We start from the raw sequence: 18,963 nt of genomic DNA, 5'->3' as shown, positions 1-18,963 counted from the left end.
GCGGACCTGAAGCCCGCTCCTTTTTTAGCGTTAAGAAAGGGGTGAAAGACTTGATCGCAGAAGTTATCGTCGATGTGGCCGCCCATCAGACCGACCGCGTTTTTGAATACCATATCCCTGATGGCCTGGAAGCTGAAGTTGGCAGCCGGGTGGTAGTACCTTTTGGCCGCCGCAAGGTCCAGGGCTTTGTCGTTGCCGTGAAAAAAAGCAGTGACTTTACCGGCCAATTAAAGGACCTGCTTTTAGTGGTCGATGAAATGCCACCTTTGACTCCCGAGCTGGTTGCCTTGTCCAGCGACTTAGCCCAGCAGATTTTTGCCTACCGGATCAGCATCCTCAAGACCATGCTGCCGGGCGTCATGCGGGCCAATTACCGGAAAATCCTCCTGCCAAACAGCCAGCGGGCAGAGCAGCTGCCCCTTTTTGCCGGGGATCCGGTAGATTTGGCTAAGCTGGAAGAGCCGCGCTTGATCAAGCTGGTCAAGCAGCTCCTTGACAAGGGGGATGCCAGGATTGAATACCTGGTTGAAAACAAGGCTAAAAAGAAGCTGGTTTCGGTCTACTATCCTCTGTTAACTGCTCTTGATTACCAGGAGATTTTTGCAAAAAGCAGGAAGACGGCCAGCCAGCAAAGGAAATTGCTGGTCGATTTGGCCGAGAACATGGCTGACTATCCAAAAAGCCGGGAGCAGTTGACCGGCCTGGGCATCAGTTCAGCTACTTTGAAAACGGCTGTCAGCAAAAAATGGCTGCAGGAAAAAGAGCAGGAAAAATACCGGCGGCCAACCAAGCCGGTTGCGCCCAGCCGCCCCCTGGACTTAAATGACGAGCAGGCCGCGGCCTTAAGCCGGGTCAGCCAGGACATCAAGGGCCGGGTCAGCCAGACCTTTCTTTTGGAAGGGGTGACCGGTTCCGGGAAAACCGAAGTCTACCTGCAGGCGATCAGCCAGACTTTAACCTTGGGCAGGACAGCCTTGATGCTGGTGCCGGAAATTTCCCTGACCCCCCAGATGGTCAAGCAGGTTCAGGCCCGCTTTGGCCAGCAGGTGGCGGTTTTGCACTCGGCCTTGTCGGAAGGGGAGCGCTATGATGAATGGCGCAGGATCCGCCGGGGACAGGCCCAGGTGGTCGTGGGTGCCAGAAGCGCGGTTTTTGCCCCTTTGGACAATCTGGGCTTGATTATTATCGATGAGGAGCATGAAGGCTCCTATAAGCAGGACAATAATCCCCGCTACCATGCTCGGGACGTGGCGATTTGGCGGTCCCGCTACCACCACTGCCCCTTGATTTTGGGCAGCGCGACTCCGTCTTTGGCCAGCCGGGCCCGGGCCCAAAAGGGCGTCTACCAGCTTTTGCGCTTAAAAAAGCGGGCCAAGAGCCAGCCCCTGCCGCGAGTCGACTTGCTTGACTTAAAGCACGTGCAGTTTGCCGGCAGCCAGTTTGACATCTCTTGTCCTTTGGCTGAGGCGATTCAAAAGCGGCTGGAGAAAAAAGAGCAGGTGATTCTGCTTTTAAACCGGCGGGGCTTTGCCAACTTCATGCTCTGCCGCAATTGCGGCTTTGTTTTGAAGTGCCCCAACTGCGACTTGTCCTTGACCATGCACAAGGATACCTGGACCATGCAATGCCACTACTGCGGCTACCAAGAAGCTGTTCCGGAAATTTGTCCTAACTGCCGGGACCGGCAGATCCGCTTTTTAGGGACGGGGACGCAGAAGGTGCAAGAAGAGCTGACTGAGCTTTTTCCTCAAGCCAAAATTCTCCGCATGGACGTCGACACGACCCGGAGAAAGGGCAGCTATGACAAGATTTTGACCAGTTTTGGCCAGGGAGAAGCCGATATCTTGCTGGGCACGCAGATGATTGCCAAGGGACTGGACTTCCCCAACGTGACTTTGGTTGGGGTGATCAATGCCGACACTGGTTTATGGCTGCCCGACTACAATGCTTCTGAGCGGACTTTTGAATTGCTCACGCAAGTTGCTGGCCGGGCCGGGCGGGCTGATAAGGAAGGGCAGGTCATGATCCAGACTTATAATCCAGACCACTATGCCATCCGCCTGGCCCAAAAGCAGGACTATGAGCTTTTTTATGCCAAAGAAATGCAGGTCCGCCATGCCGGCGACTACCCGCCTTACTTTTACACGGTCTTAATCTCCGTTTCGGCCAAAAATGAGCAAAACGCGGCCAGGGAGGCTTTTAAAATCAAGCGCCAATTGCAAAGAGAGTTGCGGGCGCCAACCATTATCCTTGGTCCGGCTCCGGCAACAATCAGCCGCTTAAAGAGCCAGTATTATTACCAAATACTGGTAAAATATAAAAGAGAAAAACACTTAAATGAGCTCTTGCACCAGATCCAGGACCAGGCCCAGGAAGTGAAAAAGTACGGCCTGACTGTTGAGATCGATTCAGAGCCAGAGAGAATTATGTAAAGGAACAATAAACGTGAATTCAGTAATCTTTTTAGGGACGCCGCAATTCGGCGCTACAGTTTTGGAAGGCCTGATCAAGGCCGGTTATAATATTTTGGCCGTGGTAACTCAGCCGGACAAGAAGGTTGGCCGCAAGCAGAAGGTTGTCTTCTCTCCGGTCAAGGAAGTGGCTTTGGCCAACAACTTGCCCCTTTATCAGCCAGTCCGTCTGTCTAAGTCAGCTGAACTTGATGAATTGCTGCAGCTTGAAGCAGATTTCATCATCACTGCTGCCTTTGGCCAGTTTTTGCCGACAAAATTCCTAAAGTCAGCTAAAATCGCGGCCGTCAACGTGCACGGGTCCCTTTTGCCGAAATACCGGGGCGGGGCACCGATCCAGTATGCAGTCAGAAACGGGGATGCCGAAACCGGGGTGACCATCATGGAAATGGTCAAGGAAATGGACGCCGGCGACATGTACGCCCAGGCCAGCCTGCCGATCAGACCAGATGAAACCAGCGGTGAAGTTTTCGCGGAACTGGCTCCTGTTGGCCGGGACCTGCTTTTGGAAACTCTGCCAAAGATTGCTAGTGGCGAAATTGTCAAAAAGCCGCAAGATCCAAGCCAGGTAGTCTTTTCTCCAACCATCACCAAGGCTGAGGAGAGAATTTCCTTGAAATTGACGGCCAAGGAGGCCAAGGACTTGATCCGGGCCCTCAACCCGGACCCCGGCGCCTACCTGGTCATCAAGGGCCAGCGCTTAAAGGTCTGGAAGGCGGAAGTAGCTGATGACAATACCAGTCTGCCAGCTGGACACCTCTTGACCAACCAGGGCCGCTTTGCCATCAGCTTTGCCGGCAACACGGTCTTGAACCTGCTTGAAGTCCAGCCAAATGGCAAGAAGGCCATGGCCATCAAGGACTTTTTGAACGGGCAGGGGAAGAAGTTTGCAGCAGGAGAAAAGATCGTAGATGAAGACTAACGCCCGCACCGTGGCCCTGGACACCTTGATGAAGGTTATCAACCAGGGCTCATATTCAAACATCAGCTTAAACCACGCTCTGAAAGCGGCGAAGCTGCCAGCCGAAGAGAGCCGGCTGGCTACCAATCTGGTCTATGGAACCATCCAATACCAGCTTTACCTGGAATACCAGCTTAAGGACCTGGTCAAGGCTCGGCTGAGAGAGCCGTATATCAAGCCGCTATTATTGATGTCGGCCTACCAGATTTTCTTCTTGGACAAGGTACCGGACCGGGCAGTCTTAGACGAAGCCAACAAACTGGCCAAGGCTTATGGCCGGCCTAAGTCCAGCGGCTACCGCCTGGTCAACGGGATCTTGCGCTCGCTATTGCGGCGGGGGGAAGTCCTGCCGGAAAAAGACGCGCCAGACTATCTCAGCGTGAAGTGCAGCATGCCCCTTTGGCTGAGTGACTATTTCGTGGCCAACTGGGGCAAGAGCCGGGCGGAAAAAATCATGGCCAGCTTCAACAGCAAGGCCAAAAACGAAATCCGGATTTCTGCTTTGGCTGATGAAAAAAGAGTCGTCCGGGACCTGGACCGGGCACATTTTGCTCCTAAGGAGTCGCCTTTGGCCAGCCGCAGCTATGCCTTAAGCAGGGGCGGAATCGTTTTGACCGACTTTTTCAAAGATGGTGAAGTTACGGTGCAAGACGAAGCAGCCAGCCTGGTGGCAGAAGCCTTTGACTTTAAGGGAAACGAACAGGCCCTTGATGCCTGCAGCGCCCCGGGCGGCAAGACCATCCAAATAGCTGAACAAGTGCCAGAAGGACAAGTTACGGCCCTGGATATCCATGAAAAGAAATTGCGCCTGGTCAAGGAAAATGCCGCCAGAATGCGGGTTGCTGATCGGGTCAAGGTCAAAGCTTTGGACGCGCGGAAGGCAAGGGAGTATTTTTCCGGGCAAGAATTTGATAAGATATTGATAGACGCACCATGTTCCGGTCTGGGACTGCTGCGCCGCAAGCCGGAAATCCGCTATACGAAAACGGCGGAAGACATCAGCCATTTGGCTGAGATCCAACTGGATATTTTGAATGAAGTAGCCGGCTTGCTGAAAAAGGGCGGGGAGTTAGTCTACTCCACCTGCTCAATCTCTGTAGAAGAAAACGAAGAAAACGTGCGGAAATTTTTAGCCGCGCATCCAGATTTTGCATTGAAACCATTTGAAACGGTCAAGATCTCAGCTCCCAAAGGGATGCTGAAGATCCTGCCCGACAGCTACAACAGTGATGGATTTTTCATTGCCAAGTTTACGACAAGGGGTTAGTACTTGTGATTAAAACGGCATTTGCTTCAAGCATTGGTAGAGTTAGAGAGAGCAATCAAGACTTCGTGCAGATTTTTCAAAATCGCGTTGGGGTAACCATGGCCATCGTCTGCGATGGGATGGGAGGCCACCAGGGCGGCGACGTGGCATCCACGATGGCGGTCAGCCACCTGGGCCACAACTTCGCCAATACCGACCTGCATGACAAGAATCTGGCCAGAAAGTGGCTGGACGTCCAGCTGCGCTCAGAAAACGAAACGATTCTGAAGGCCGCAGACCGCTTCCCTGATTTGAATGGGATGGGGACGACGATTGTCCTGGCAATTTTCTTTGACCAGGAAGTCTTGATTGCCCACCTGGGCGACTCCCGGGCCTACAGCTACTCTGAAGGGAATTTCCGCCAAATCACCGAAGACCACTCCTTAGTCAACGAACTGGTCAAGATGGGGCAGATCACCAAAGAACAGGCGAAGACCCACCCTCAGAAAAATATCATCACTCAAGCCTTAGGCGTTTCAAGCACTATTGATCCGGAATATAATGAACTTGAAATGAAGACTGACGACGTGTTCCTTCTCTGTACTGACGGCTTGACCAATTCCCTATCGGATCCTTTGATTCAACAGGTTTTGGCAACCAAGGGCCTGAACCTGCAGGAGAGGTGCAACAAGTTGGTCAATGAAGCCAATCGCCTGGGCGGCGGCGACAATATCACCGTTTGCCTGGCCGTAAATGAGGAGGATGGCGCGAGTGATCAATAAAGGTTATTTGCTTGGAGACCGCTACCGGATCGTCGACACCCTGGGTGAAGGCGGGATGGCCAACGTCTACCTGGCTGATGACATAATTTTAAAGAGACAGGTCGCCGTTAAAATTATTCGCCTTGACTTGCAGAAGGACTCCCAGGTTCTGGCCCGATTTCAAAGAGAAGCTCTGGCCACCAGTGAACTGAGCCACCCAAATATTGTTTCTGTTTTTGACGTGGGGACCGACCATGGCTTGCCATATATGGTCATGGAATACGTGAAAGGACCCGACTTAAAGGACTATATCCGGGAAAACAGCCCGATTCCCCTGCCGCAGGTCATCAAAATCATGGATCAGATTTTGTCAGCGATGGAACTGGCCCACAAGCACAACGTGATTCACCGCGACTTGAAGCCGCAGAATATTTTGATGGATGAAAAAGGCAACATCAAAATTGCCGACTTCGGCATCGCGGTTGCCTTGAACCAAAGCGCGATCACCCAGACCAATTCGGTCCTGGGTTCGGTGCACTACATGTCTCCTGAACAGACCCGGGGCGGGATGGTCACCAAACAGTCTGACATCTATTCTTTGGGGATCATCCTGTATGAGGCCTTGACCGGCCATGTGCCTTTTAACGGGGAAACGCCGGTAGCGATTGCCCTCAAGCATGCGGAAGACGATATTCCGTCCCTCAGAAAGCAAAACAAGGCCATTCCCCAGGCCTTGGAAAACGTTGTTTTAAAGGCGACGGCCAAGGACCCGCGGGACCGGTATGCTTCCGTGGCTGAAATGAAGGCTGATCTGGACACCAGTCTGGATCCGAGCCGGGCAGGTGAAGCCATTTACCGGCCAAGCCACGGCAACAATGATGAAACCAAAATTCTGCCAGCCTTGAACGGCAAGGTCATGCAGGCTGAGAAGGCCAAAGAAGGCAAGGCTGAAGAGCCAAAGAAGCGGTCTTTATGGGCCAATATCAAGAAATATAAGTGGTGGTGGATCGGGTCATTATTCCCGGTCTTTGCCATTCTGCTTTTTATGTTTTTGGCAGTTGGCCACAACAATGTCCGGGTTCCGGACGTCGTGAACATGACGGAAAAGGCAGCCAAGACCTCTTTGAAGAGTGCCGGTCTGGCGGTAGGGGCTGTGAAGCGGACCTACTCCAGCGAGGTCAAGAAGGGCAAGGTGATTTCGACCACGCCGGAGGCCAACAGCCCCGTTGACAAGGGGCGGAAGGTCAGCCTGCTGGTCTCCAAGGGGCCAAACTTGACCAAGGTACCAGATGTAGAGGGCCTTTATTTGTCGACCGCCAAAAAGAAGCTGAAGAAACTGGGCTTCAAGGTCAAGAGCCGGGAGGCACCGTCTAATGAGTACCTGCCAGGTTTGATCATCTCCCAGAGCGTCAAGGCTGGCCGTAAGGTAGATGCTTCTAAGACAACGATCACTTTGGTGGTGGCCGTGGCGTTGGAAGACCAGCCCAAGCCCTCCAGCTCCTCCAGCAGCAAGACCACTTTTAAACTGGAAGATTTGACGGGCAAGAGCTTGGAGAATGCCGAGTCTTACGCTAAGAGCAAGAAGTTGAACCTCAAGGTTGTGAAGGATTACTCTGACAGCGTGGACAGCGGCGACGTGATTTCGACGGATCCGGCAGCCGGCAGTGAAGTCGCTGAAGGGGACAGCTTGACGGTTACGGTTTCTAAGGGTGCAGAAAAGAAAGAGGTCAAGAAGACCTACACGGTTGACTACCAGGCAGATGAGAGTTCATCAAGCTCTAGTGAATCAAGTGACGAATCCAGTGAGTCCAGCTCTAGCTCTTCCTCAAGCCAGGGCAACCATGTCCGGATTTATATCCAGGACGATGACCACAGTCTTGGCAATATTTACCGGGACCAGTACATCACCAAGGATACGGACTTCACGATCACTTTTTCTGTTACTAAGGGTGACGGCAAGATCAAGATTGTGCGTGATGATCAAACCGTTGTTGATGAGACGGTTTCAGCAGATGACAGTGAAAGCGGGAATTAAATGGCAGAAATAGTACAAGGGACGGTTGTTTCTCTGATCGCCGGCTACTACGACGTGCAGACGCCGGCAGGAGTCGTGCGGACCAGGGCCCGGGGCGTTTTCCGCAAGAACCGGGAGAAGCCCCAGGTCGGCGACAGCGTGCAGGTCAAGCTGGATGAACAGGGCTTGGCTTATTTGGTGAAAATTCTGCCCCGGAAGAACCGGATCGGCCGGCCGGCGGTCGCTAATGTCGACCACGTGCTTTTGGTCATTTCGGCAGTGGAACCGGATTTCTCCACCGCTCTTTTGGACCGCTTCCTGGTCTTTTTTGCCTGGCAGGGGGTAGAGGTAACGATCTACCTGTCAAAGAGCGACCTGCTGGAGAAAGACCGGCTGACAGAAATAGAAAGCCAGCTGGCATACTATCAAAAGATTGGCTACCGGGTTTATCTGGACAGGGAAAATCTGGCAAGCGACTTGCCAAAGCAGATCATGGAAAGCAAGATCTGGACTCTGGCTGGCCAGTCAGGGGCCGGGAAGTCGACCCTGCTGAACTTTATCAAGGAAGACGCGGGGCAGGCGACGGGCGCGATCTCGACCAGCTTGAACCGAGGAAAACATACAACTAGAACGGTTACCCTTTTTAAATTAGGGGAAGGCTTTTTGGCAGATACCCCAGGCTTTTCGGCAATTGATTTGACGCCGATCAAGCTGAATGAACTGTGTACGTATTTCAAGGAATTTAAAGCCTTGAGTCCGGGATGCAAGTTCCGGGGCTGCCAACACCTGCATGAGCCGAAGTGCGCGGTCAAAGACCAGCTGGCTTTAGGTGAAATCGCGGCTTTCCGTTATGACGATTATCTGGCCATGCGGACGGAAATTGAGGAAGGCCGGATGCCGGAGTATTTGAAGTGATGAGATAAGACAGGATAGGGTGTTTTGTGATGGATGCTGCAGTATTGCTTGGCGGGCCAAAGGAAGAATGGCCGGCTGATTTAAAAGATCAGCTGAAGCAGGCGCAAGAAAGTGGCGACCTTTTGATCGGGGTTGACCGGGGAGCGCTTCTTTTGCTGGAATTAGGCTTTAAGCCGGATTTGGCGATCGGGGACTTTGACTCACTGAAGGCTGATGAACTGGCCTGGGTAGAAGGGACGGTTGCGGATATCCGCTATTCTGTGCCAAAGAAAGACTGGACCGATTCTGAGCTGATGCTGGGAATTGCTTTTGGCGATTATAAGATTGACCAGCTGAAGGTTTACGGGGCTACTGGCGGCAGGCTGGACCACGCGGCGATCAATGCTTTTGGCATTTTGAACCCGGACCTGCGCAAGTATGCCAACCAGTTGACCTTGATTGACAAGCAGAATATGATTTTTTACCGGCAAGCTGGCAGCTATGAAATTCAGAAGCAGGACTATACCTACTTTGGGGTAAGTTGCTTAATGCCGGTAGAAAATTTGACGATTGAGGGAGCCTTGTATGACCTGGCGCCTTATAGTGGCGACTACCTGCGTTCCTTCACGTCTAATGAGTTTTTGCCGGATAAGGATAGCTGCCGGTTATCCTTGAAGAAGGGCTTAGTAGCGGTCGTTTATTCTAAAGACTTGAACCGTTATGAGCAAGCTTGATTTGCACAAGATAATATAATTAAGATAATAAAAAAGTCTCGCTGAAAAGCGGGACTTTTTTGCTTACCACCCTTTTTAAAAAATTAGATTTCAATATTTACATTCTAATTTTTTAGTAGTATTATTTTAAGCATATTTAACAATCTTACTAAAATATTTACGAGGAGGAGAAAAATGACGTTAAAATATGCCAGCAAGTGGAAACTGCTGGTCTTTGCGGTCTTCGCTGCCGCCAAGGCAATGCAGGCGGTTTTTATCGCTTATGTCTTCCAAGAATTTATTAATTTTGCCGGACATCCTAAGGGGAGTTTATTACAATTAACTGTTAAAGCAGTCGTGGGTATTGTCCTTTTTGCTTGCCTGGCCCTAATCTACCAAATTATGCAGGCAAATATCATCAAGGATGTCAACTTGAAAATCAAGGAGCAGGCAACAGAATATCTCTTGTATTCAGATAATGCTGATCCAAAACTTGACTTGTCCTTTATGACCAATGACTTGAAGCAGGTCGAAAGTCACCGGGTGGAAGCTGAGCTGGATATTGTTTTTAATGGTTTGCAGTTTATAGCGGCATTTGCGGCGGCTCTGCTGTCTTCCTGGGCTCTGTCCTTGATCTTCCTGGTCGCATCCCTGGCACCTGGTCTACTGCAAAATATTTTCGGGCCAAAAATCGAAGCTGCTTCTTCTGCCTGGGAAGAGGAGAACAGCAAATATACTGAGGCAATGACGGATACCATCAATTTTGCTACTTTTGCCAGACTTTATGACGCTGAAGACAGCATTTTTTCCAGAATGCTCCACTACAGCCAGAAAATGGAAGCGGCCCTGGCCAAGATGAAGCGGACAGAAATGGTGACGGGTGAAGTCATCACGGCTTTCGCCTATGTCTGCAGCATGATCATTCCTTTTAGCCTGGGCATCTACTTTGTAACCCAAGGGCAGATCACTTTGGGGACCTTTATGATGATCTCCCAGCTGGCCAACAACTTTATCAATCCGATTGTCGGCATCTTTTCATCTGTCAATGAAATTAAAACCAGCAATCCGATCTGGAAAAAGTATACTGCAGTGGCAGGTTTTACAGCAAAAGAAAGTGCTGCAGACCGGGATGAGTTTAAGGAGCTTTCTTTAGACGATGCAAGTGTGCAAAGAGGAGACCGGAAGCTTTTGAATGATCTTGATTTAACTGTTAAAAATGGTGAAAAAGTATTGCTGGAAGCACCATCTGGCTGGGGGAAGTCAACTTTGCTTAACGTCCTTGTTGGCCGGATCGAGCTGGCAGATGGGGACTACGAGATCAACGGAAAAGACGCGAATGGCGATTGGAGCAGGGATCACGAGTACTTCTCCTTTGTCCAGCAGAAACCTTATATTCTCGATGATACTATCGAATACAACGTTTCCTTAGGCAGAGAAGTCAGCCGGGAAGACCTGCTGGCAGTTTGCCAAAAAGCCGGTTTGACCAGCCTGGTTGAAGAAAAGGGCTTAGATTACCAAGTTGGCAAAGAAGGCAAAAATCTCTCTGGCGGCCAGGGCCAGCGGCTGGAAATTGCCAGAGCTCTCTTGGCCAAGCGGCCGGTTCTTCTGGCCGATGAAGCTACTTCAGCATTGGATCCTCGCCTCTCCAAGCAGATTCACCAGACAATTCTGCAGAATTTCCCTGGCACCGTGATCGAGGTAGCCCACAAAATTTCAGATGAAGAAATAGCCATGTTTGACCGGGTGGTCAATTTGGCGGAGAAGTAAAAAAAACAGGCAGCTATTCAAGCTGCCTGTTTTTGCTGATGATTTTAGAGCAAAAATAAAACCCGGCAGATCGTTGATCTGACGGGCTCGTTTCGTCACTAGACACGGGTAACTTTACCAGACTTCAAAGTCTTGGTTGAAACCCAAACGCGCTTAGGCTTGCCGTTTACAAGAATGCGAACTTTTTGAAGGTTTGGCTTCCAAGAACGACGTGATGAGTTCAAAGCGTGTGAACGCGTGTTACCAAAAGTGGTCTTCTTACCGGTTACGAAATCTTTTGCCATGCTGCTAAACCCCCTTTACATGTCATGTCATACTATTAGACTTTACCATAAAGTTTGAGCTTTTTCAATTGTTATTTTGAAAAGTATTTTCTAGAAAATAAAGTCGTTAGGGTTAGCTTTTTATCTCGTTATGATAAAATAAGGGTGTATATTGGAAATAAGACGGAGGATAAACATGGCTGTTAAAATCAAGACAAAGTATGGTTTGATTGATATTTCAAACGGTGTAATTGCAACTGTTGTTGGTGGTGCAGCTACGTCTAACTATGGCGTTGTCGGTATGGCATCCAAGAATGCCATCAGAGACGGAGTCGACAGCATTTTAAGCCGGGCAAACTACAAGCGCGGCGTCGTTGTTAAGTCTGACGAAAATCAAGTAACTGTTGATGTCTATATTATTGTTGGCTACGGCTTGAAAATTTCTGAAGTAAGTCGTAATGTACAAGACAGTGTCAAATATAACTTAAGAAGCCAGCTGGGGATCGACACCAAGGCGGTCAACGTCGTTGTCCAAGGTGTAAAGGTTCTCGACGACTAGATAAGTGGAGGATTCAATATTGGTTTTAAGTGAAATTAGCAGTAAAGAATTTAGAGACATGGTGCGGATTGCCTCTCACCGGATGAGCAAGAACGTGCAATTCGTCAATGATCTAAATGTTTTCCCAGTTCCTGACGGCGACACTGGCACGAATATGAATCTCACGATGGAAAGCGGTGCTAAGGCCGTTTCCGAAAACGCAAGCAGCAGTGTCGGCGACTTGACTGAAAGCCTGGCCAAGGGGATGCTGATGGGCGCGCGCGGCAACAGTGGGGTTATCACTTCCCAGCTCTTCCGCGGCTTCTACAAGGCAACCCAGGGCAAGACCACTTTGAACGCCCAGGAATTGGCAAATGCCTTTAGCAATGGTGTAGCTACTGCCTACAAGGCTGTGATGAAGCCGGTTGAAGGGACCATCTTGACTGTGGCCCGGGTCGGCGCTCAAGCAGGTGCCAACAAGGCTAATGAAACCGATGATGTAGAAGAAGTAATGAAGGCCGTAGTTGAAGGCGCTAAGGAAGCTCTGAAGAGCACTCCTGACCTGCTGCCAGTTCTTAAGCAAGTCGGCGTGGTTGACTCCGGTGGTCAAGGTCTGGTCTTCATCTATGAAGGCTTCTTAGAAGGTCTCTTGGGCGAAAACTTCGATGACAAGTACGTTCCAGATGCCGACGACATGAACTCCTTGATCAACGCGACTCACCACCAGGCTGTGCAAGGGCAATTGGCAACTTCAGACATCACCAACGGCTACTGTACCGAAATCATGGTTGACCTTAAGGCTGACGTGCCAAACAAGAAGCCATTTGACCTGGAAGAATTCAGAAGCTATCTGTCAGAATTGGGTGACTCCCTCTTGGCAGTTTCTGACGGGGAAATCGCCAAGGTTCACGTGCACACTGAATACCCAGGCAAGGTCTTCCTTTACGGGTCACAATTTGGTCAATTAGGCAAGATCAAGATCGACAACATGCGGATTCAGCACGAAACGATCGTTGACAACGAACAAGAACAACAAGAGAGCGTTGACTTTGCAGTGATCGCGGTTGCTTCCGGCAACGGTGTCCGCAAGCTCTTTGAAAGCGAAGGGGTCAACCGAATCATCTCCGGCGGGCAAACCATGAACCCTTCAACCCAAGACATCATTGATGCCATCACCAAGTCCGGTGCAAAGCAAGCGATTATCCTGCCAAACAACGGCAACATCATCATGTCCGCTAAGCAGGCAGCTGAAGTTGCTGAAATTCCGGTCGGCATCGTGCCATCCAAGACCATCCAGCAAGGTTTGACCGCTATGCTGGCCTTCAACCCGGAAGCCAGCGTTGACGCGAACGTTGAAGCCATGAGTGATGAACTCGGTTCAGTCAAGTCAGGTGAAGTAACCCGAGCAACCCGTGACACTGAAATCAACGGGGTTGAAATCCACAAGGGCAACTTCATTGGTATCGTAGACGGCACGATCATGGTTGATGACGCTGACCCAATCAGCGCAACTGTAGCCATGACGGAAAAGATGCTGGACGAAGACTCTGAAATCGTGACTGTAATGTACGGCAGCGACGCTACTGAAGAAGAAGCCCAAGCAGTTGTTGACCGCCTGGAAGCAGCTCATGAAGATGATGACTGCGAATTCGAAATTCACGACGGTGGCCAGCCAGTTTACAACTTCTTGATTTCTGTAGAATAATGACTTTAAACGAAGCTATTTTCAGACCGGTGACGGCCTTGAAGGGGGTAGGAGCCAAGACGGCAGAGGCTTTGCAGTCGCTAGGCATTTACAGCATCTACGACTTGCTCTTCTACTTTCCCTACCGCTATGACGAACTGGAGAACCTTCCGCTGGACCAGCTGGAAGATGGGCAGAAGGTCATGCTGAAAGGGATTGTGGCAACCAATCCCTACCAGAATTACTTTGGCTACCACAAGAGCCGGGTCAGCTTCAAACTGCGAATTGATCATGATATTATCATGGTCAATTTTTTTAATCAGCCATGGCTGACCAAGCAGCTGAGCGTGGGCCAGGAAATTGCCGTCTATGGTAAATATGAGCTCAGAAAGCAGAGCCTGTCAGCCTATAAGCTCATCGCCAGCAAGCATGAAGATGACGGAATGGCACCCATTTATTCGGTCAACCGGCAGATCAAGCAAAAGAAGCTGCAGACCATGATAGACCTGGCGATCGCTGAAAGCATGGACGAGATGGGCAATGCCGTGCCGGAGGACTTGCGGAAGCACTACCGGCTCATGGATGACCAGGATCTGGTTATCGCCATGCACCACCCTAAAGACTTGGCTCAAGCTAAAGAGGCTCGCAGAAGCGCGGTATTCCGGGAATTCTTCCTCTTTCAGATGCAGCTGGCCTTGATGTCCAGCCAGAATAAGAGCCACAGCGGCTATGCCAAGCACTATGACCTGGAAGAAATTGGCAAGCTGACCAAGTCTCTGCCTTTTGACCTGTCGCCTGACCAGAAAAAGGTTATCAATGAAATTTTTGCCGACATGTTTGTTGACCGGCAGATGCAGCGCCTTCTTCAAGGGGACGTTGGGTCCGGGAAAACTGTGGTCGCAGTGTTTGCCATCTATGGAGCGATAACGGCTGGCTACCAAGCCGCTTTGATGGTGCCAACGGAAATTTTAGCCAACCAGCACTACCAAAAGATTTCCACCATGCTGGAAGACTTTGGCGTCCGGGTGGCCCTTTTAACCGGGTCTACCAAGACAATGGAGCGGCGGGAAATTTATAGGGAACTGGCTGATGGCAGCATCAACGTGGTGATCGGTACCCATGCTTTGATCCAAGAGCAAGTGGCTTTTAAGAAGCTGGGCTTGGTGATCATTGATGAGCAGCACCGCTTTGGCGTTGCCCAGCGTCTGGCCTTGATCAACAAGGGCGACCGGCCGGATATCCTAGCCATGACGGCCACCCCGATTCCGCGGTCATTGGCCTTGACTGTCTATGGCGATACCGCCTTGTCAGAAATCAGACACCTGCCTGCCGGCCGTAAGCCGATCAAATCCTATTGGAAGACCAGCAGCCAGCTGGATGAGGTATATTCACTGATGCGCCAGCAACTGGCCGAAGGCTTCCAGATCTACGCGGTTACGCCCTTGATCAGCGAATCGGAAACAATCGACCTAGAGAACGCTGAAGCATTACATGAAAGGCTGGCTGGCGAATTTCCAAACCAGGAAGTTGTTCTTTTGCATGGCAAAATGGCGGCAGCTGACAAAGAAAGCATCATGGACCGCTTTGCGGCCGGAGAGATAAATATCCTGGTTACAACCAGCGTGATCGAAGTCGGAGTAGACGTGGCCAATGCCAACTTGATGGTGATCTTTGATGCTGACCGCTTTGGTTTAAGCCAGCTCCACCAGCTGCGCGGGCGGATCGGCCGGGGGCAGACGCAAAGCTACTGCGTCTTTTTGGCTGACCCCAAGACTGAAGCCGGCAAGAAGAGGATGAAGATCGTGGCTGAAACCAACGATGGCTTCAAGCTCGCGGAAGAAGACCTCAAGATGCGGGGCGAGGGCGATCTCTTTGGCAAGGCCCAGTCAGGCCTGCCGGAATTTAGGACAGGCAGCGTTGTCAGCGACTACCAGGTCATGGTGGTGGCCAGAGACGAGGCCAAGCGGATCGTCCAGGCTGATCCAGACTTGAAAGCAGAAAAGTTGGCAGACCTGCAAGCTGTGATAAAATATAAGAAAATCGTACAAGCGAGAGCTTAGTCCAAATAGAAAAAGAGATTATTGATGAGAAAAATCGCGATTGACGCCATGGGCGGGGAAAATGCCCCTGAGGCGATTGTAGAAGCAGTTTTGAAGGCCAAGCCAGAATTGCCGGAAGACAAGTTCATTTTCTTTGGCGATGAAGGCAAGCTGAAGCAGCTGCTGCCAGCAGGCGATGACCAGATCGAAATAGTAGCCACCACGGAAGTGATCCTGGATGAAGATGAGCCAGTCAAGGCCATGCGGACCAAGAAGGACTCTTCCATGGTCGTAGCAGCTAACTGGGTCAAGGAAGGTAAGGCAGACGCCCTTTTGTCACTGGGCAATACCGGGGCTCTGTTAACTTGCGGGATCTTTATTGTCGGACGGATCAAGGGCGTTGCCCGGCCAGGCCTCATGCCAACCATGCCGGTTGAATCTTCAGATGACGGCTTCAACATCATTGACGTTGGAGCTAACGCCACTAGCAAGCCGGAATACCTGCTGCAATGGGCTGAGATGGCATCCTACTATGCTGAAAAGGTCCGCGGCGTATCCAAGCCAAGAGTAGCTCTTTTGAACAACGGGGCAGAATTTGACAAGGGTGACGACCTGCACAAGGAAGTCTACCAGCTCTTGAAGGACAGTTCCTTGAACTTCACTGGCAACATTGAAGGCCATGAGCTCCTGCAAGGGAAGGCGGACGTCGTGGTTACGGACGGCTTTACTGGCAACGCGGTCTTAAAGAGCATCGAAGGGACAGCCAGTGTCATCATTCACATGTTGAAGGATGGTTTGCTGAACAATGGCGTTAAGGCCAAGCTGGGTGCCCTTTTGGCCAAAGATGCCTTGAAGTCTGTCGCCAGCCGTTTTGACACGGCCAAGTACGGCGGGGCAGTTTTGCTCGGTTTGAACTCACCAGTAGTTAAGCAGCACGGCCGGTCTGACGCCCGGGCCGTCTACTACGCGGTTAAGCAGATCGACAAGATTTTAGCTGAAGACTTGATTAGTATTTTTGAGAAAGAATTTAGCAAATAAGGATAAGCAAAAAAGAATACCCTTATAAATAGGAAGATTGGAAATTATAGGAGAAAGAATAATGACTGAAGCAGAAATTTTTGACAAGATTGCCACTTTGATCGCGGACAACTTCCAATTGGACAAGGACAAGATCACCATGGATACTGACTTTACCAAGGATCTGGACGCGGACTCAATCGACTTGGTGGAATTCATCATGCAGCTGGAAGACGAATTCGGCGCTGAAATTCCTGACGAAGACGCTGCAAAGATCACCACTGTTGCCGATGCGGTAGCCTACATCAAGAGCCACCAAGGCTAAAGTGGATTGAAAGCAAATTGAAAGTGAATTGAAAACAATTAATATTTAATTAGCATTTGCCAAAAAGATCTGTGGCAAATGCTTTTTTTGTGCGCATTTTCCGGAAAAGGCAGAAAAATATGATAAAAATCGAACAATAATTTAACAATTATGATATGAATCGGCGAAAATAATGAAGAAATAAGTAAAAAACACTAGAAAAAATGTTAAAAATCTATTGAAAAAGATTTGAGAAAAGTTAAAATTTACTAGTGTGATATTTATTTACTAAGTAATAATTATTTTGAAGGAGAAAAAAGTTGGACAATCAGCAAAACGTTTTACTAGACGTCGAACAGCTTCATACCGGCTACCGCCTGCAGGGCGAGTTCTATGACGCGGCTGATGGCATCGATTTTACTCTCAAGCGCAACGAAGTTTTAGCTATTGTTGGCGAAAGCGGCTGCGGCAAGAGTACGATTGCCTCCAGCATCGTTGGCCTCTATGACCGGAAAAACACCCGGGTTCAAGGAGAAATTAAGTACAAGAACCTGAACTTGGTGAATTTGAGTGAAGATTTGTTTAACCAAGTTCGCGGCAACAATATTGGCATGATTTTCCAGGACCCGATGGCCAGCTTGAACCCCTTGATGAAAGTCGGGGACCAGGTAGCGGAAGCCTTGCTTTACCACACGGACATGAACAAAGAGCAGCGCCGCGTCCGGGTGATTGAACTTTTCAAGCAAGTCGGGATGCCAAAGCCTGAAGCTATGTATGACATGTACCCGCATGAACTTTCCGGTGGTTTGCGGCAAAGAGTGGTTATTGCGATGGCCATTGCCTGCAAGCCTGAGATCATTATTGCTGACGAACCAACAACGGCTTTGGATGTGACTATTCAAGCCCAGATCCTGGATTTGCTTAAAGAGATCCAGAAAGAATCCGGCTCAGGCATTATCTTGATCACTCACGACTTGGGCGTCGTGGCGGAAACGGCTGATGAAGTTGCCGTGATGTATGCCGGGCAAATTGTAGAAAAAGCTGATGTGAAAACCTTGTTTACTCATCCTTTGCACCCTTACACCCGGTCACTGCTAAACTCCATGCCGCAGTCAGATGATGACAAAGATGATTTGCACGTGATCCAGGGCACGGTTCCGTCACTGAAAAACATGCCGCGGACCGGTGACCGTTTCGCCGCGAGAATTCCATGGATTCCAGCTGACGCTCATGAAGCAGATCCACAGCTGCACGAAGTAGAGCCAAATCACTTTGTCCGCTGCACCTGCTGGAAGACTTTCCACTTTCAAGATGAAGGATAGGTAGCAAGTATGGCAGAAGAAATTATTCAAGTTAAAGATCTGAAGGTCCATTACCCAATCCGGTCGGGCTTTTGGAACAGAATTACTGATTATGTCCGGGCTGTTGATGGGGTTTCTTTTTCAATCAAAGAAGGGGAAACTTACGGCTTGATTGGTGAATCAGGTTCCGGCAAGTCCACGACTGGCAAGGCAATCGTTGGCGTGGAAAAGGTGACCAGCGGGCAGATTCTCTACAAAGGCAAGGACATCACCAAGGAATCAGTCCGCCGGAAGATGAACTATAACAAAGACGTGCAGATGATCTTCCAGGACTCCATGTCCAGTCTTAACCCCCGCAAGCGGATTGAGGACATTATTGCTGAACCGATCCGGAATTTTGAAAATCTGACGACTGACCAGGAACGCGACCGGGTTCAGGAATTGCTGGACATCGTAGGGATGCCAAGTGACGCGATCTACAAGTTCCCCCATGAATTTTCCGGTGGCCAGCGGCAGAGAATCGGGATTGCCCGGGCCGTTGCTACGAATCCGAAGCTGATCGTGGCCGATGAACCAACGAGTGCCTTGGACTTGTCAGTTCAAGCCCAGGTTTTGAACTTCATGAAGCACATTCAGCAGCAGTACAACATTGCCTTCTTGTTTATTTCCCATGACCTTGGAGTAGTCAAGCACATGTCCGAAAACCTGGCAATCATGCACCGGGGCCGTTTGGTGGAAGTGGGCAGCCAGGAAGAGATCTACAAGAATCCGATGCACATTTACACCAAGCGCCTTTTGTCAGCCATTCCGAAGGTTGACGTTGAGCACCGGGCTGAACACGCGGCCAGACGGCGGGAAATAGAAAAGGAATTTTTGCAGGACCAGGCAAACTGGTATGATGCAGATGGCCGGGTCTACCCATTGACCGAGGTTGCACCTAACCACCAGGTTGCCTTGCCGAAAGAACAGCTTAAGGGAGGAGAATAGCAA

General features: G+C 50.3%; 16 protein-coding genes. 15 read left to right on the top strand and 1 reads right to left on the bottom strand.

Going from position 1 to position 18,963, the window contains the following annotated elements; all coding sequences use genetic code 11:
• Nucleotides 1–50 precede the first annotated feature (50 nt).
• The 8 genes from priA (at nucleotide 51) to ACYVUU_RS06965 (ending at nucleotide 10,827) form a co-directional block, all read left to right on the top strand.
• Nucleotides 51–2,432 (top strand): primosomal protein N', encoded by a 2,382-nt coding sequence (gene priA / locus ACYVUU_RS07000; RefSeq protein WP_484500441.1) that lies wholly within the window; start codon nucleotides 51–53, stop codon nucleotides 2,430–2,432.
• A 13-nt stretch (nucleotides 2,433–2,445) separates the two neighbouring features.
• A complete protein-coding gene (gene fmt, locus ACYVUU_RS06995; RefSeq protein ID WP_484500440.1) occupies nucleotides 2,446–3,393 on the top strand; it encodes a methionyl-tRNA formyltransferase in 948 nt (315 codons plus the stop codon).
• Nucleotides 3,383–4,699: a 16S rRNA (cytosine(967)-C(5))-methyltransferase RsmB gene (gene rsmB, locus ACYVUU_RS06990; protein WP_484500439.1), complete on the top strand. Its 1,317-nt coding sequence runs from the start codon at nucleotides 3,383–3,385 to the stop codon at nucleotides 4,697–4,699. Before fmt ends, rsmB begins: the two co-directional genes overlap by 11 nt.
• 5 nt (nucleotides 4,700–4,704) lie before the next feature.
• Nucleotides 4,705–5,460, top strand: coding sequence for a Stp1/IreP family PP2C-type Ser/Thr phosphatase (locus ACYVUU_RS06985; RefSeq protein ID WP_270447708.1), 756 nt, complete (start codon nucleotides 4,705–4,707; stop codon nucleotides 5,458–5,460).
• Nucleotides 5,450–7,474, top strand: coding sequence for a Stk1 family PASTA domain-containing Ser/Thr kinase (gene pknB, locus ACYVUU_RS06980; RefSeq protein WP_484500438.1), 2,025 nt, complete (start codon nucleotides 5,450–5,452; stop codon nucleotides 7,472–7,474). Before ACYVUU_RS06985 ends, pknB begins: the two co-directional genes overlap by 11 nt.
• The gene (rsgA, locus tag ACYVUU_RS06975) at nucleotides 7,475–8,368 is read left to right on the top strand and encodes a ribosome small subunit-dependent GTPase A (protein WP_484500437.1); all 894 of its coding nucleotides are present in this window, start codon (nucleotides 7,475–7,477) and stop codon (nucleotides 8,366–8,368) included.
• Between the two features lie 29 nt (nucleotides 8,369–8,397).
• On the top strand, nucleotides 8,398–9,081 hold the full coding sequence (locus ACYVUU_RS06970; protein ID WP_484500436.1) for a thiamine diphosphokinase: 684 nt from the start codon (nucleotides 8,398–8,400) through the stop codon (nucleotides 9,079–9,081).
• 174 nt (nucleotides 9,082–9,255) lie between these two features.
• Complete coding sequence (locus tag ACYVUU_RS06965; protein ID WP_484500435.1) at nucleotides 9,256–10,827, top strand: ATP-binding cassette domain-containing protein; 1,572 nt, start codon at nucleotides 9,256–9,258, stop codon at nucleotides 10,825–10,827.
• A 98-nt stretch (nucleotides 10,828–10,925) separates the two neighbouring features.
• On the opposite strand, the gene rpmB is transcribed toward ACYVUU_RS06965, so the two are convergent.
• Entirely contained in the window at nucleotides 10,926–11,111 is a 186-nt protein-coding gene (gene rpmB, locus ACYVUU_RS06960) for a 50S ribosomal protein L28 (protein ID WP_270447714.1), read from the bottom strand.
• Between the two features lie 175 nt (nucleotides 11,112–11,286).
• Between rpmB and ACYVUU_RS06955 the strand changes: the two genes are divergently transcribed.
• From ACYVUU_RS06955 to ACYVUU_RS06925, 7 genes are all read left to right on the top strand, one after another.
• Entirely contained in the window at nucleotides 11,287–11,649 is a 363-nt protein-coding gene (locus tag ACYVUU_RS06955) for an Asp23/Gls24 family envelope stress response protein (protein ID WP_002879711.1), read from the top strand.
• A gap of 19 nt (nucleotides 11,650–11,668) precedes the next feature.
• Nucleotides 11,669–13,333, top strand: a complete 1,665-nt coding sequence (locus ACYVUU_RS06950; RefSeq protein ID WP_484500434.1) for a DAK2 domain-containing protein — start codon at nucleotides 11,669–11,671, stop codon at nucleotides 13,331–13,333.
• Complete coding sequence (gene recG, locus ACYVUU_RS06945) at nucleotides 13,333–15,372, top strand: ATP-dependent DNA helicase RecG (protein ID WP_484500433.1); 2,040 nt, start codon at nucleotides 13,333–13,335, stop codon at nucleotides 15,370–15,372. Before ACYVUU_RS06950 ends, recG begins: the two co-directional genes overlap by 1 nt.
• A gap of 24 nt (nucleotides 15,373–15,396) precedes the next feature.
• Entirely contained in the window at nucleotides 15,397–16,389 is a 993-nt protein-coding gene (plsX, locus tag ACYVUU_RS06940; RefSeq protein WP_484500432.1) for a phosphate acyltransferase PlsX, read from the top strand.
• Between the two features lie 61 nt (nucleotides 16,390–16,450).
• Nucleotides 16,451–16,693: an acyl carrier protein gene (acpP, locus tag ACYVUU_RS06935; RefSeq protein WP_201330913.1), complete on the top strand. Its 243-nt coding sequence runs from the start codon at nucleotides 16,451–16,453 to the stop codon at nucleotides 16,691–16,693.
• A 299-nt stretch (nucleotides 16,694–16,992) separates the two neighbouring features.
• A complete protein-coding gene (locus tag ACYVUU_RS06930) occupies nucleotides 16,993–17,994 on the top strand; it encodes an ABC transporter ATP-binding protein (protein ID WP_484500431.1) in 1,002 nt (333 codons plus the stop codon).
• A gap of 9 nt (nucleotides 17,995–18,003) precedes the next feature.
• The gene (locus tag ACYVUU_RS06925; RefSeq protein WP_439776319.1) at nucleotides 18,004–18,960 is read left to right on the top strand and encodes an ABC transporter ATP-binding protein; all 957 of its coding nucleotides are present in this window, start codon (nucleotides 18,004–18,006) and stop codon (nucleotides 18,958–18,960) included.
• The last annotated feature ends 3 nt before the right edge of the window (nucleotides 18,961–18,963 follow it).

This window comes from Lactobacillus sp. WILCCON 0058 (assembly GCF_057198005.1).
The sequence above is the reverse complement of the archived record's forward strand: the minus strand, read 5'-3'. Positions and strand labels throughout refer to the sequence as shown.

Excerpts from the sequence above, each read along its gene's own strand:
- ACYVUU_RS06970 (WP_484500436.1), top strand. The coding sequence starts at position 8,398 with ATGGATGCTGCAGTATTGCTTGGCGGGCCAAAGGAAGAATGGCCGGCT.
- plsX (WP_484500432.1), top strand. The coding sequence starts at position 15,397 with ATGAGAAAAATCGCGATTGACGCCATGGGCGGGGAAAATGCCCCTGAG.
- rsmB (WP_484500439.1), top strand. The coding sequence starts at position 3,383 with ATGAAGACTAACGCCCGCACCGTGGCCCTGGACACCTTGATGAAGGTT.
- rsgA (WP_484500437.1), top strand. The coding sequence starts at position 7,475 with ATGGCAGAAATAGTACAAGGGACGGTTGTTTCTCTGATCGCCGGCTAC.
- ACYVUU_RS06955 (WP_002879711.1), top strand. The coding sequence starts at position 11,287 with ATGGCTGTTAAAATCAAGACAAAGTATGGTTTGATTGATATTTCAAAC.
- acpP (WP_201330913.1), top strand. The coding sequence starts at position 16,451 with ATGACTGAAGCAGAAATTTTTGACAAGATTGCCACTTTGATCGCGGAC.
- ACYVUU_RS06965 (WP_484500435.1), top strand. The coding sequence starts at position 9,256 with ATGACGTTAAAATATGCCAGCAAGTGGAAACTGCTGGTCTTTGCGGTC.
- rpmB (WP_270447714.1), bottom strand. The coding sequence starts at position 11,111 with ATGGCAAAAGATTTCGTAACCGGTAAGAAGACCACTTTTGGTAACACG.
- ACYVUU_RS06925 (WP_439776319.1), top strand. The coding sequence starts at position 18,004 with ATGGCAGAAGAAATTATTCAAGTTAAAGATCTGAAGGTCCATTACCCA.
- recG (WP_484500433.1), top strand. The coding sequence starts at position 13,333 with ATGACTTTAAACGAAGCTATTTTCAGACCGGTGACGGCCTTGAAGGGG.